The sequence below is a fragment of the Rhizobacter sp. P2_G4 genome (assembly GCF_056403575.1).
The window spans coordinates 55,304-69,253 of the sequence record NZ_JBFUFG010000001.1; the positions used below are offsets into that span (position 1 = coordinate 55,304).

13 protein-coding genes are annotated in these 13,950 nt (G+C 65.1%); 9 read left to right on the plus strand and 4 right to left on the minus strand.

The window, feature by feature from the left end; genetic code table 11:
* Positions 1 to 26 precede the first annotated feature (26 nt).
* Positions 27 to 878 (minus strand): shikimate dehydrogenase family protein, encoded by an 852-nt coding sequence (locus AC1DYS_RS00285; protein ID WP_477894916.1) that lies wholly within the window; start codon positions 876 to 878, stop codon positions 27 to 29.
* A 164-nt stretch (positions 879 to 1,042) separates the two neighbouring features.
* On the opposite strand from AC1DYS_RS00285, the gene AC1DYS_RS00290 reads away from it, so the two are divergent.
* Positions 1,043 to 1,816 carry an IclR family transcriptional regulator domain-containing protein gene (locus tag AC1DYS_RS00290; protein ID WP_047498055.1) on the plus strand — a complete coding sequence of 258 codons (774 nt, stop codon included), beginning with the start codon at positions 1,043 to 1,045 and terminating at the stop codon, positions 1,814 to 1,816.
* 183 nt (positions 1,817 to 1,999) lie between these two features.
* Positions 2,000 to 3,091: a porin gene (locus AC1DYS_RS00295; protein ID WP_477894919.1), complete on the plus strand. Its 1,092-nt coding sequence runs from the start codon at positions 2,000 to 2,002 to the stop codon at positions 3,089 to 3,091.
* A gap of 58 nt (positions 3,092 to 3,149) precedes the next feature.
* On the opposite strand, the gene AC1DYS_RS00300 is transcribed toward AC1DYS_RS00295, so the two are convergent.
* Positions 3,150 to 4,181 (minus strand): LysR family transcriptional regulator, encoded by a 1,032-nt coding sequence (locus AC1DYS_RS00300; RefSeq protein WP_477894921.1) that lies wholly within the window; start codon positions 4,179 to 4,181, stop codon positions 3,150 to 3,152.
* A 19-nt stretch (positions 4,182 to 4,200) separates the two neighbouring features.
* Between AC1DYS_RS00300 and AC1DYS_RS00305 the strand changes: the two genes are divergently transcribed.
* From AC1DYS_RS00305 to AC1DYS_RS00330, 6 genes are all read left to right on the plus strand, one after another.
* Positions 4,201 to 4,629, plus strand: a complete 429-nt coding sequence (locus AC1DYS_RS00305; protein WP_477894923.1) for a DoxX family protein — start codon at positions 4,201 to 4,203, stop codon at positions 4,627 to 4,629.
* 28 nt (positions 4,630 to 4,657) lie between these two features.
* The gene (locus AC1DYS_RS00310; RefSeq protein WP_477894925.1) at positions 4,658 to 5,467 is read left to right on the plus strand and encodes a DODA-type extradiol aromatic ring-opening family dioxygenase; all 810 of its coding nucleotides are present in this window, start codon (positions 4,658 to 4,660) and stop codon (positions 5,465 to 5,467) included.
* A 129-nt stretch (positions 5,468 to 5,596) separates the two neighbouring features.
* Positions 5,597 to 7,108, plus strand: coding sequence for a glycine betaine ABC transporter substrate-binding protein (locus AC1DYS_RS00315; RefSeq protein ID WP_477894927.1), 1,512 nt, complete (start codon positions 5,597 to 5,599; stop codon positions 7,106 to 7,108).
* A gap of 126 nt (positions 7,109 to 7,234) precedes the next feature.
* The gene (locus AC1DYS_RS00320) at positions 7,235 to 7,522 is read left to right on the plus strand and encodes a hypothetical protein (protein WP_477894929.1); all 288 of its coding nucleotides are present in this window, start codon (positions 7,235 to 7,237) and stop codon (positions 7,520 to 7,522) included.
* A 79-nt stretch (positions 7,523 to 7,601) separates the two neighbouring features.
* The gene (locus AC1DYS_RS00325; RefSeq protein WP_477894931.1) at positions 7,602 to 9,101 is read left to right on the plus strand and encodes an arylsulfotransferase family protein; all 1,500 of its coding nucleotides are present in this window, start codon (positions 7,602 to 7,604) and stop codon (positions 9,099 to 9,101) included.
* Between the two features lie 47 nt (positions 9,102 to 9,148).
* A complete protein-coding gene (locus tag AC1DYS_RS00330; protein ID WP_477894933.1) occupies positions 9,149 to 9,715 on the plus strand; it encodes a DNA-3-methyladenine glycosylase in 567 nt (188 codons plus the stop codon).
* Positions 9,716 to 9,768: 53 nt separating this feature from the next.
* On the opposite strand, the gene AC1DYS_RS00335 is transcribed toward AC1DYS_RS00330, so the two are convergent.
* The gene (locus AC1DYS_RS00335) at positions 9,769 to 10,683 is read right to left on the minus strand and encodes a hypothetical protein (protein WP_477894934.1); all 915 of its coding nucleotides are present in this window, start codon (positions 10,681 to 10,683) and stop codon (positions 9,769 to 9,771) included.
* 534 nt (positions 10,684 to 11,217) lie between these two features.
* Here AC1DYS_RS00335 and AC1DYS_RS00340 point away from each other — a divergent pair.
* The gene (locus AC1DYS_RS00340) at positions 11,218 to 12,111 is read left to right on the plus strand and encodes a hypothetical protein (RefSeq protein ID WP_477894936.1); all 894 of its coding nucleotides are present in this window, start codon (positions 11,218 to 11,220) and stop codon (positions 12,109 to 12,111) included.
* 562 nt (positions 12,112 to 12,673) lie between these two features.
* On the opposite strand, the gene AC1DYS_RS00345 is transcribed toward AC1DYS_RS00340, so the two are convergent.
* Complete coding sequence (locus AC1DYS_RS00345) at positions 12,674 to 13,792, minus strand: 5-methyltetrahydropteroyltriglutamate--homocysteine S-methyltransferase (protein WP_477894938.1); 1,119 nt, start codon at positions 13,790 to 13,792, stop codon at positions 12,674 to 12,676.
* Positions 13,793 to 13,950: the final 158 nt, after the last annotated feature.

A 13,950-nucleotide genomic window follows, 5' to 3' on the forward strand; every position in this document is an offset into this window, starting at 1 on the left:
GATTTGAACTCGTGAAGGCCCTTCAGTCAGCCTGGGGTAAACAGCTTTCGGACGTCTGACGGATCGGCTTGCACCGCCCTGGCGATGTCGTCGTAGCCGAAGAAGGACAGGTACTCCGGCACCTGCTGCACCATCATCTCGAAGCCCGGGTGGGCGACGATGTGGCGCGCATGGCAGGCCTGCAGCAAGGGGGTCGGCTGGTTCTTCATCAGGATGTCGACCACGGCGGTGTTCGCATCCAGCCGTGCCACGTCGAAGGGCAGCGGGTCGCCGGCCTTCAGGCCGAGCGGCGTGGCGTTCACCACCAGATCCTGGCCCGCCGGGTCGGGTGTGTCGACCGACACCACCTCGACGCCGAACTCCGCCGACAGCCGCTGCGCAACCTCGGCCGTGCGGCCGTGGGCGCTGTCGTACAGCGCGATGCGGCCCGCGCCGTTGGCAGCGAGCGAGGTGGCGATCGCCACACCGCCACCGCCCACACCCACCACCAGCACGCGCTTACCCGGCACCGGCACGCCGAAGTGCTTGAGCGCCTTGGTGAAGCCCACGCCGTCGAACAGCGCGCCTTCGAGCGTGCCGTCGGCATTGCGCCGCACCGCGTTCACGGCACCGGCGCTGTGGCCCAGGCGGTCGCACTGGTCGAGCAGGCTGACCATCGCGGTCTTGTGCGGGATGGCCAGCCACAGGCCGGCGATGTTGCGTGCCTTGAGTGCGTTGAGCGCAAAGCTGTCGAGGTCGTCGGGCGAGACGTGCGCCGGCACCAGCACCGCGTCAACGCCGTGCTGTGCGAACAGGTGGTTGAAGGCCTCGGGCGCACGAACCTGGGCCACGGGGTCGCCCAGGATCAGAAAGACGCGTGTGGTGCCGGAGATGTTCATGAGAAAAAAGTGGTCGCGCTCGTTCAGCAGTGGAGGCGAAGCGTAGGCACGCATCGGGTTACCCACAAGCGGGTCGACCGCGAAATGCGCGACGATCGCTCACGCTGAGCGACCATCGCTCGTTATTCGGGTTTCCACGGGCGAGCGAGGGCAACAGCAAAGGCATGGAAGAGACCGCGTTTCAGATCGACAAGAAAGACCTGATCGAAGGGCTGGGCAAGGGCTTGCGCGTGATCGAAGCCTTCGACGACGACCACCCGCGGCTCACGCCGAGCGAGGCCGCGCACCTCACTGGCCTCACGCGCACCGCGGCCCGCCGCTATCTGTTGAGCCTGGTGCACTTCGGTTATGCCGGCACCGACGGCAAGCTGTTCTGGTTGACGCCGCGCGTGCTTCGGCTGAGCCAGAGCTACCTCGGCGCGGCCCGCCTGCCGCGGCTGGTGCAGCCCTTCATCCAGCGCGTGTCGATGCAGTGCGGCGAGACGGTCAACGTCAGCGTGCTCGACGGCCATGAGGTGGTCTATGTGGCGCGCAGCAACTCGCCGCGCGTGGTGTCCATCGGCTACCACGCGGGGGCGCGTGCGCCGGCCCATGTGGTCACGCCGGGCATCGTGATGCTGTCGGCGATGGGTGACAACGAGCTCGACCGCTGGATCGCCGCGCATGACTTCCATGCCTTCACGTCGCACACCGTCACCACGCCCGAGGTCTTCCGCGAGCACGTGCGCGCGGCACGCACGCTCGACCACTGGGTGACCGAGCAGCAGCTCGACCTCGGGCTGTGCGGCATCGCCACCGCGCTGCGCGACCGCAAGGGCGAGTGCAAGGGGGCAGTCGGCATGACGATGCAATCGATCTCGTACACCCGGGAGCAGATGGAGACCAAGCTGCTGCCGCTCTTGTATGAAGTGGCGCAGGCACTGCGACCGTTGCTTTGATGGCGTGGCTGCTGGCGCGCGAGACCGGGAATAACCCCGCTTTCGAGCGCTGATCGCTCAAGCAGCGCGATGAGCGCTCAGTTGGGGGAGACACGGCTATCCGCACCGCGCGCGCGGTGCTGCAATCCCTGCGCTCATCAGATCGTGCTGACCAACGACTTCATTCAACCCGAGGAGAGAGACATGCAAACCCGAACCATCGAGAAGGCCCTCCTGGCCGCGGCCGCACTGCTGGCGGCCGGCGCATCGCAGGCCCAGTCCAGCGTCACGCTGTACGGCCTGATCGACCTGGCCGTGGACAACTACAAGGCCGGCAGTGCCGCCGGCGGCACCAACGTCTGGAAGCTCAACGACGGTGTGGTCAACGGCCTGAACGGCTCGCGCTGGGGCGTGCGCGTGGCTGAAGACCTGGGCGGTGGCCTGCGTGCCAACGCGGTGCTGGAAGGCGGCTTGTCGGCCGACACCGGCGCCTTGGGCCAGGGCGGTCTCGCCTTCGGCCGCCAGGCCTATGTGGGTTTGTCCTCCGCCTCGTTCGGCGAGGTGCGCCTGGGCCGCCAGTACATCCTGGAAGACTCGACGATGGGGCTGTCGAACCCGTTCGGCAATGCGGCGGTGAACAACCAGGGCACCGGGGTCACGAACCTGGGCAAGGCGTTGCCGTTCTGGCTGAATGCGCCACGTGCGAACAACGTGATCCAGTACCAGACGCCGTCGATGGGCGGCTTCTACGTGGCCGCGCAGCTGGCTCCGGGCGAGGCAACGGCGGACCGTTTCCATGGCACCAAGTTCGGCTTTTCGTCGGGGCCACTGAATGCGGCGGTGTCGTACGAGTGGAACAAGTCGCGCACGACGGGTGACAACACGAACAAGTCGCTGACCCTGGCGGCGAACTACAACTTCGGGGTGCTGAAGGTGCTGGGTGGCATCCAGCGCAATGACGACCTGACGACCACCGCAGGCAATGGCGCCTTCACCGGGTCGAACCTGTCGGTGACGAGCGGCAAGGGCACGTTCACGGTGGCGAAGATCGACGGCTACACGGTGGGGGTGGAGATCCCGGTCGGGGCCCTGACCTTGGGCGTCAATTACTCGGGGGTGAAGTACGAGAGCGCAGCGGGTCAGGACGTGACGCTGGGCAAGGCGGCTTTTGCGGGGCGCTATGGCTTGTCGAAGTCAACCTTCCTCTACGCCGGCTTCTCGGTCTCGACCGGGGACCTGAAGGAGTACATCACCGAGAACCGGGTCGTCCAGGCTGGGTTGCGGATGGCTTGGTGATGGGGTGAGCGAGGGGCTGAAGACGGCGACAGAGCTAGCGCCGTCTTCCGTCCCTCGATCAGCTTGGCTCCGGCTCCTGCGTGGCCGGTGCGCCGAGGCGAGCGCTCAGAAAGTCGATGAAGCTGCGCAGCTTCGGCGGCAGATGCCGGTGACTCGTGTACACGGCGAACAGCGTGGCCGTGAAGCTTGAACGGGCGTCGTGAATCAACGCGAGGCGCCCGGCCGCGAGATCGTCGTCCACCAGCCAGCCCGGGAGGAAGGCCGCGCCCATGTCGGCGAGCACCGCCTGGTAGGTCAGCGTGTTGTCGCTCGACTTCATGACGGGCGGCAGCTTGAAGGCGGCGTTGATCTCCGGCAGCGGTGATTTGAACCGCTCCATCTGGAGGTAATTGGGCAAGATCATCCGCAGCGACCGCGATGCAGCGGCCTCGTCGAGCGAGCCCAGCTCGCGCAGATAGGCGGGGGTCGCGACAAAGTGGAACGTGACCGGGCACAGGCCTCGCGCAATCAGGCTCTGCGACGGTTCGGCCGTCATGCGCAGCGCCATGTCGAAGCCCTCGGAGACCAGGTCCACCATGCGGTTGTCCAGGTGCAGATCGAGCCGCACGTCGGGGCACTCGCGGCGGTAGTCGGCCAGCATGCGGGCAAAGCGCGGCGTGGCACACCACACCGGCGCACTGACCTTCAGCTCACCGCGCGGCGCACCTGCGGCCTGGCCGACGGATGCCACGGCGGCGTCCAGCACGTCGAGCGCCTGACGGTTCTGCTCGTGGAACAGGCTGCCCGCTTCGGTGAGGCTCATGCGGCGGCTCGTGCGGTTCAACAGGCGAGCGCCGAGTTGGCGCTCGAGCCTTGCCAGGTGCTTGCTGACCATCGACGCCGCGATGCCCAGACGGTCCGCGGCGGCAGTGAAGCTGCCGGACTCGACGATCTCCCGGAAAACGCGCAGGCCGTTCAGGTCGAGGTCTTGCATCGTTGCCGTTTCGAGAATTGATTCAATGACTTTACCGTCATCGATTTCCGCTGGACGAATCACTAACCTCGTTGCCTTGCACGTCGCAACCCAGGCGCCACCCCATCGGCCGGACATTCACTTCGAGGAAAAACCAATGAGCACGTTCGTTTCCAACCCACCCGCTGCTGCCGGCACACCCTTGCGCGTGGGGCTCTGGGTCGCCCAGGTGCTGATTGCCGTGGCGTTCTGCGGCGCGGGCCTCACCAAGTTCTTCACGCCCATCCCGGAGCTGAGCCAGATGATGCCGTGGACGGGCCAGCTGCCGGTGGCCTTCGTGCGGTTCATCGGGCTCGTGGACCTGGCCGGCGGCCTGGGCATCCTGCTGCCGGCGCTGACCCGCATCAAGCCGGGGCTCACGGTGCTGGCGGCACTGGGCTGCGTCGTCTTGCAGATCCTTGCGATCGCCTTCCATGCCTCGCGCGGCGAATTCATGGTGCTGCCGCTCAACTTCGTGTTGCTGCCGTTGAGCGCCTTCGTGCTGTGGGGCCGCAGCAAGCGGGCGCCGATCAGCCCACGTGTGTGAACATCAAGCGATTGCCGGGAGACGTGCCATGACTTTGCCGACCTACTTCATCTCGCATGGCGGCGGGCCGTGGCCCTATATGGAGGACATGCGCCGCATGATGCATGTGCTGGAACTGTCGCTCCAAGACATCCCCCGGCAGATCGGCATCACTCCCAAGGCGCTGCTCGTTGTCTCGGGCCATTGGGAAGAAGCTGCCTTCAGCGTGATGGCCAGCCCGAAGCCGCCGATGGTCTACGACTACCAGGGCTTCCCGCCGCACACCTACAGCGTGAGCTACCCCGCGCCGGGCTCGCCAGCTCTGGCCGAGCGTGTGCGCGCCCTCCTTGAAGCGGCCAGCCTGCCGGTTCGGCTGGATGCGCAACGCGGCTTCGACCATGGCACCTTCGCGCCGCTCGCAGTGATGTACCCGAACGCCGACGTGCCCGTGGTTCAGCTTTCTCTGCAAACCGCGCTCGATCCTGCGCAGCACCTGGCGCTTGGCCGCGCCTTGGCACCGCTCCGGGAAGAGGGGGTGCTGATCATTGGCAGCGGGCTGAGTTACCACAACCTGCGCCTCATGGGTCCGCAGGGACGCGCACCTTCACAGGCCTTCGACGGGTGGCTTCAAGAGACTCTCGTGGAGTCGACCGCGGCCGACAGATCGGCGCGGCTCGTGGCCTGGCGCCAAGCGCCTGCCGCCCGCATCGCCCACCCGCGGGAGGACCACCTGCTTCCGTTGATGGTCGCCGTGGGAGCCGCGCAGGCGGAGCCCGGGACTTGCGTCTACCACGAGGCCGATATCTTTGGCGGCGTGACGGCGTCGAGCTTTCGCTTCGGCGCCGCGGCCCACGCCTGAACCAGCAACGCGCAGGACGGGCAGCACCTGGCCGCGGTAGCGGTTTGCGGGCTTCTCATGCAGCGTGCGCGATTGCCAAGTATCGTGCGGGCCATGGGCCGGTTCCGGCCCCTCCACCTGGACCCGACGATGCCTCTTGCTGCTGTCTGCCGCGCGCTCGTGCTGTCGCTCATCTCGCTCGGCTGCGGCACGCTCGCGTTGGCCGACGAGCCGGTACTGAAGGTCGGCTCCAAGCGTTTCACCGAGTCGTACATCCTCGGCGAGATCGTCACGCAGACGGCCCGCGCCGCCGGCCCCGCCGAGCACAAGCAGGGGCTGGGCAACACCGCGGTGGTGCTCGAGGCGCTGAAGGCGGGCGCCATCGACGTCTACCCCGAGTACCTGGGCACCATCGATGCCGAAATTCTCAAGCACCCGCAGCCGACCGACCTCGCGACCATGCAGCGCGAGCTGGCGCCGCTGGGCCTGGGCATCGCGGTGCCGCTGGGTTTCGTCGACGGCTATGCGCTGGCGATGCGCGGCGACGACGCCAAGCGGCTGAGCATCGCGCGCATCAGCGATCTGAAGGCCCACGCCGATCTGGTGATGGGGCTGTCGCACGAATTTCTCGGGCGGCGCGACGGATGGCCTGGGCTGGCGGCGCGCTACGGCCTGCCGCAGAAGCCGGTTGGCATCGACCACGGCATTGCGTACGAGGCGCTCGGCGCCGGCCGCATCGCGCTGACCGACATCTATTCCACCGACGCGAAGATCGCCGAGCTGAAGCTCACCGTGCTCGACGATGACCTGGGCTACTTTCCGCGCTACGACGCGGTGCTGCTGTACCGGCTCGACGTGGCACAGCGCTTCCCGGCCGCATGGAAGAAGATCGCCGCGCTCGAGGGGCGCATCAACGTGTCGACCATGATCGCGATGAACGGCGACGCCGAGCTGCGTGGCCGCGCCTTCGCTGACATCGCAAAAGACTTCCTCGCCACGGGCGGCAGCGGCAAGGCGGTTGGTCAGCAAGGCCTGATGCAACGGCTCTTCGCCGAAGACCTGGGCCGCCTCGCAGCACAGCACCTGCTGCTGGTGGCAGTGACGGTGCTGGCCGCCTGCGTCATCGGCATCCCGCTCGGCGCTGCGGCGGCCGCGTTGCCACGGCTTGAGCAGCCGGTGATGGCGGTGGCCGGCCTGCTGCAGACCGTGCCCTCGCTGGCGCTGCTGGCCATGCTGATCCCGCTGATGGGCCGCATCGGCACCGCGCCGGCGCTCGTCGCACTCGCGCTCTATGCCCTGCTGCCCATCGTGCGCAACACCACGACCGGCCTGGTGCAGGTGCCTGCCGGCCTGCGCGACGCGGGCACGGCGCTGGGCCTCACCGCCGCGCAGCGCTGGCGCAGCATCGACCTGCCGCTCGCCGCACCGGTGATCCTGGCCGGGGTGAAGACGGCGGCGGTGATCACGGTAGGCACGGCCACCATCGCCGCCTTCATCGGCGCGGGTGGTTTCGGCGAGCGCATCGTCACCGGACTGGCGCTGAACGACCACACGGCGCTGCTGGCGGGCGCCATTCCGGCGGCCGTGCTGGCGGTGGCAATGCAGCTGCTGTTCGAGCTGGCCGAGCGCCTGATGCGAGGCGCGCCGGTAAAGCGCGATTAAGAGCAGCGATTAAGGGCAGGCGCACGGCGCTTTTCAGCGCTTTGCCGGAGCACGCCGCAGCCCACACTCACGACACGATTCGATGATCCTGCGGGCAGTCCGTCCCGCATTTCCCGGAGTGATGTTGTGCTCGGCTTGGTGAGTGCGCTGTACGCGCTGTTCGGTGTGGTGTTCGTGGTGGCCTATGTGCCGCAGCTGCGTGCCGTCTGGCGCAGCCGCAACGGCGCGGCCGATGTGTCGCTCGGCACCTGGGGGCTGTGGTGCGCGTCGTCCACGGTCTCGCTTTTGTATGCCCACCTTGTCAGCCACGACCTGAGCTACACGCTCGTGTGCCTGGGCAATGTGGCGGGCTGCTACGCCGTCACCGGCGCCGCTTTGCTGCGTCGTCAACGTCGTACCGGGCTGGCGGCTTAACCCCACGCTCTCCCTCGGCCGCTAGTTCGGCCGGCCTGAATCGGGCTATTCTTTCGGCGGTCACCCGAAGGAGCCCGCCATGTTGCTGCACGCCAGGAAATTCCTTGTTGCATCGGTCGCCTGCCTGGCGCTGGCAGGCCTCGCGAGCTGCGGTGGCGACGATGACGACTTCGACCACGTCCGAGGCCCGAGCAACCCGGCCAACCCGGCCAACCCGACCGTTGCACGGCTGATCAGCTCGGTCGATGCCGTCGGCGTCGGCGGTGCGGGCCTGCTGTCGAGCAGCGCGGCGTCGAACGACCTGCAGCTGCGCGCCAACCTCGCCGGCGGCACGGTGCAGCTGCGCTTCTCGTGCAGCGGCTGCAACCTGACCGTCACGTCGGGCAACGTGACCGTGGGCGCCAACCAGTACATCCCGATCACGTTTGCGACGCTGGAGCCGGCGGCGGACGCACCGGTCACCGTGACCGACAACGTCAGCGGCGCCAAGGCCAACTACGTGCTGCGCGCCCGTCCGCTCGACGCCGCGCCCTACACCATCGGCACCAACACCGGCGCCGAGCCGGGCGACCTGTACCTCACGCCCTTTGACCCCGATGGCTACGGCCCTTCGTTCGCGTACCGGATCGCAGGCGACGGCAGCCTCACGTACTACTACCGCGGCACGCCCGGCAAGGACATCCTCGACTTCAAGAAGACGGTGATCCCCGGCGGTGCGACGCGCTACAGCTTCTACGACGAAGCGGCCGGCGGCATTCGCGTGATGGACGCGAGCTTCACCACGCTGACCGTGGTGCAGGCCCTGCCATCGTCCGACGGCAACACCTATGCGGTCGACGGGCACGACCACGTGATCGTCGACGACGGCCACTACCTCATCGGCCTGCGTGCCGCGAAGACGGTGGCCAACATCCCCTCGCTGGTCGGCCAGTCGCTCTTCGTCCGCGGCACGGGGCTGCAGGAGATCATCAACGGCGCGGCCGTCTTCAACTGGCTGTCGACCGACCACCCCGAGCTGTACGCCTGCTCGGCGCGCGGCAACGGCTACGCCGCCAACGACGGTGCCGACTACATGCACTGGGATTCGCTGGTGGTCGATGGCAACGGCAACTGGGTCACGTCGTTCCGCCACCTCGACTCGGTGCTGAAGATCAACCGCACCGATGGCTCGATCAGCTGGATCCTCGGCGGCAGCTGCGACCAGTTCGGCCTCAGCGCGGCGCAGAAGTTCACCAGCCCGCACGACGCGCGGCGCGCAGCCGATGGCCGGCTCAGCCTGTTCGACGTCGGCGCGGCCGGCGTGCTGTCGCGCGTGCTGGCCTTCGACCTCGACGAAGCCGGCAAGACTGTCACCAGCTTCACGCCGTACACAACCGACGCCCACTCCAGCTACAACCTCGGCAGCGCCCAGCTGTTTGCCAGCGGGCATGCACTGGTGGGCTGGGGCGAGTTCAACGGCGCGAGCACCGACGTCTCCGAATACGACACCACCACCGGCACGCTGGCCTTCCAGCTCACGCTGTTGCCGAGCTACCGAACCTACGGCTACTTCTCTTACCGCGCGCGCAAGTACCCGTAAGCCTTGCACTCCTAGGCGAAGCCCCGCGGGTGCTAAGGTGCCCGCGCATGGTTGCCGCCGCTCACCGCATTGACTTTCTCGCGTCCTCGGACGAGGTGGCGCGTGCGCTGATCGGCGCGCAGGTGTATGTCGACGGCGTCGGTGGCCGCATCGTCGAGACCGAGGCTTACGACCGCGAAGACCCGGCCTCGCACAGCTACTCAGGGCCGACGGAACGCAATGGCGTGATGTTCGGGCCGCCGGGTCGGGTGTACGTCTACCGGTCTTACGGGATTCACTGGTGCCTGAACTTCGTGTGCCGCGAAGAAGGGCATGGGGCGGGGGTGTTGATCCGTGCCATCGAGCCGCTGCAGGGGCTCGATGTGATGCGCGAACGGCGCGGGCTGGACGACGAGCGCCTGCTGTGCGCGGGGCCGGGACGATTGGCTCAGGCGCTGGGCATCACACGTGACTTCAACGGCCTGCGGCTCGATCGTGCGCCCTTCGCGTTGCGGCCGCGCGAGAAGCCCGTGTCGGTGTTGGCGGGGCCGCGCATCGGCATCAGCAAGGCGGTGGACCTGCCGTGGCGTTTCGGGCTGGCCGGCTCGCGCTTTCTCAGCAAGCCGTTTCGTTGACGCGGGGTGGCGATTGGTGATGCGGCCCTACCCGGGCAAAGTCTGAAGCATGACTACGTGCGCAGCTCAAATCCCTCCACCGTCAACACACCAGCTTGAACTCCGCCTCCGACAAAATTGTCAGGCTCCGCAGCTGCGATGAGTCGTTTCACTGCAGCTTGCATCGGACCTAGAACCCGCCCTCGCACCTTCCTTGCCTCGTCGCGAACCTGTTGAAGCTCAGCCTTCCAACTTTCTTGGCCTAAAACGACCAAGTCGTCTCGTTTCACTTCTTCAACGAGCGGCTGAATCCATGGTGGATCGACTGACTCGTCGCGCCTGTAGCTTCCCCGATGAATCGCGACGGTCTTCTTTGCGTAACATGCCGCGCCTAAGACGAAGCTAGTCTTGAGATAGTCCTTGAGACGACGATTCTCCATTTCATTTTTCAGGATATCGTCTGCGACTTCTCGCATGACCGCCCCTAACGTATCAGCCACGTGCGCACTAGCAAGCGGGGGCAAATCCTTGAACTCAAAGTCGATGTCATCGTTGTAACTCGCATTCGAAAAGCGCAATGCCTGTGGAGAGTCGCGATGACAGATCGCATAGTGCCCAGCCTCCCGTTTTTTGCTGATCCAGGTGTATTCAAAGCTCAGTGCGCGACGAAGGCGGTCCGTAATCGTTCTTCCCAAAAACTCGTTGCCTGCGTAGGCGAATCCACATGATGTCGAAAAGAGCGGCTCCGTCTGGTTGGTGGCGTAGCCACGAGGAGCCAACAGTGGTCGACGGACTTCTACACCGAGCCTCTCGACCTTCGGCGCATCATCACTCACAACGCGCCGATCGCCGCCCGAGCCGGAGGACAGGCGGCTGTCGGAGATGATGTATGCCTCCGCCAGATCGTGGAGCTCTAATGGTTGTAAGGTGCGTTTGCCGTACGCACGCGCCCATCCCTTTTCATCGTAACCAGCCACCACGATCGTCATACAACTGAACTCCTGCAGGTTGGTGCGCCGAGCTTACTAGTGTTGAGTTGCAGATTCACCGCAGGCTCCGAGTGATCACCTGCGACAGGGGGAAGCAGCCGCCGCCAGTGAAAGTTCGTTACTGCAAAGCCGCAGTGTTGGTGCGCGCCGCCAGCCGAGCGGCTTGACGCGATTTGCTTGGCCGAATAGATGGCACCAGCGTGTAGCTCTCAGCTGCAACTGAGTCTCCGCACTCGCCCTGGATGGAGTCTGAGTCTGTCAAAGGCGGAATGTCTTCGAGTGTGCTCGCTAAACTGATCTGAATAATGTCGACCGCCAATGGGGGGACGAATGGCGCTAATTACGCATAGACCCAAGGACAAATCCACGCCTGCGGCGGAAGTGGCCAGGGCATATGTGCACAACGGAATCCATCAGCGGGGAGGCTGGCGAGAGGGCGTATGCGGGGTGTGGCACCACACGCTCCCGTTTGTTGCGGGCTTAGAGACTTCGATGACTATCCCGAGGTTGCTCGCAACGCTCACGCGGGTTGTGATGGTCATCGCAATCGCGATCTATCCTCTTCTGGTCCGGAAACTTCTCGTCAGCGGTCCCACGACTCCTGCCGTCTTTGTCGGGCCGGTGCTTCCCCCAACCACAGTTGACGCGCTCGTACAGATCGCGAACGCAGTGAGAAGCCCAGCACCGATCGATGTGGTTCTAGGCGCACTTGCCCTGCTACTGGCCTTCGTCCCCAAGATTCTTGATTCGGTTAGACGAAGCCCAAAAAGCGTGGAGCATGCCCCTTACTACCGCTTGGCTGCCGCACTCCATGCAATGCCTACGCTGACCTCCGACAGTGGGCCCGTAGATGCGGCGATTAAGTTGGCGCTTCAGGCACTTGAGGAGGAGCTTTCTCATCTCGTTGGTGACGAGTCAAAGAAGCGAGTGACCGGCGTGACGCTGCTCGAATTCTGTGACGACGAAGGTAAATTCATGCAGGTCCGCTGTCGCACCGCGGATCATGAGGAGGTTTGCCGCCCCGTTCCCGCTGCGCAGTTCATGGCGTACTACGTTGCCCTTGAGCAAAGAAGCTATGTAGAGCACGATTTCTTGAAGGCAAGCAATCCCTTCCCCGCAACCCGACTCACGGTTCGCGGCTCACCCAGAGTTGGATACCGAAGTGTGTTGTACATGCCCCTTATGTGCTCAAGACGGGAGTCACTGGAGACGTCAGGTACAGCCCCAAAATATCGCGTAGTTGATAGGTGCGTCGGCGTCATATGTGTGCACAGCGTGAAGCCCTACCGCTTCTGGAGATGGGGCGATCACAAGAAGTCCACAGGCGGATTTGCCAACGTTGCGCTGGATCGTTCGATGCCATACATTGCCTTAATCCAGCGATTGCTTGAGCAATCGTCGCCTTTGGCGAGATTGGAGGCCCAATGAGTGACACCGAACGGGAGATTCTTGCCGTGTCGAGCACCTACGAAGATTCAAGATCTTTCTCTTCATCGGACCTTGAGAAGACAATCGAAGCGATCGGACTAGCGCGATTCGTAGGCCGAATTAACTCAGGAGTCATTCCGGCCACGGAAGGCTATGAGGCGGTAAAGAAGTACGTCGCAGCAGAGCGTGAGCGCCCTCTAATAAGCCGCTTGACGGCGAGCTTCTTCGGGCGAACGGAGCCCTACTCGGAAAAGTAAACCAAGGCTGTCGAGCCCGTTTTCTGAAGTAGCCCAGCGCTTCGCAGCAAAGCGCCGCCAAGGTCCGCTTTTGAAGCAAACTGACAATCGCGATCATCATGCTCGACCGGCTGCAGATCAGTCTCAAGCGGTTGCGCGGGTATGCCGGCCAAGGTCAGCCCCCGGAAGCGCGAGCAGCGCGGCACGGTGGCAAGTAGCCGTCGGGTGACGTGCGCGCGCAGCTACTCAACAGCCGGCTGCACGATTGGTCGAGTCCTCTGCCTCGTTGACGTGCCAGGGCATCACTCCCGCGCCCTGCCGCTGAATCAACTCCCCCACACCTCACGCGCCGTCTCCACCACCAGCTTCAACTTGGCGCGCTGCGCTTCCACCGCGATGTTGTTGCCGTGCACCGTGCTCGAGAAGCCGCACTGGGGGCTCAGACACAGCTGCTCCATCGGCGCGTACTTGGCGGCTTCGTCGATGCGGCGCTTCAGCGCGTCCTTGCTTTCCATCTCGCCGAACTTGGTGGTGACGAGGCCGAGCACCACCGTCTTGCCCTTGGGCAGGTAGCGCAGCGGACGAAAGTCGCCGGAGCGGTCATCGTCGTACTCGAGGAAGTAGGCGTCGAGGTCCATCTCGGCGAGCAAGGCCTCGGCCACCGGCTCGTAGTTGCCGGCTGCCGCGTGCGTGCTCTTGAAGTTGCCGCGGCACAGGTGCATCGCGAGCGTCATGCCGGCCGGCTTTTGCGCGACCACCAGGTTGATGAACTTGGCGTAGCGGTGCGGCAGCTCGTTGGGGTCGTCGCCGCGTTGGCGGGCGGCTTCGCGCATGTGCTCGTCGCACAGGTAGGCCATGTTGGTGTCGTCCATCTGCACATAGGTGCAGCCGGCGGCGGCGAGCGAGCGCAGTTCGTCGCCGTAGGCGTTGGCCACGTCTTGATAGAACGCGGGCTCGAGCTCGGGGTAGTGCTCGCGGCTGATGCCAGCGCGCCCGCCGCGGAAGTGCAGCATCGTCGGCGACGGGATCGTCACCTTGGCGGTGCTGCCGGGCGAGAGCTGGCTCTTCAGGTATTGAAAGTCGGCGAGCTGGATGTCCTTGATGTGGCGCACCTTGTCGATCACGCGCATCACCGGCGGGGCCAGCTCTTCGGTGCCGTCCGGGCGGATCACGGTGACCGGGATGTCGGTCTTCACGCCGCCCAGCTGCTCCAGGAAGTCGATGTGGAAATAGGTGCGGCGGAACTCGCCGTCGGTGATGCTCTTCAAGCCCACGTCTTCCTGGAACTTCACGATCTCGGTGATGGCGTCGTCTTCGACACGGCGCAGTTCGGTCGCCGAGATCTCGCCCTTGGCCTTCTTCTCGCGCGCTTCGAGCAGGCGCTTGGGGCGAAGAAAACTGCCCACGTGGTCGGCGCGGAACGGAGGGTGGGTGCGGGTGCTCATGGGGTCTCCTGACGTGGCTCGGAAAGGGTCGATATTAGCCAGCAGGCCATGGACTGGATACATCTGACTCCATATGGCGCGGGTAAACCCTTGTTTTATGGGTCAGGGCATCGCGAATAGACTTTCTCTGTATACAACGCGTATTCAGAAAGTCGTCG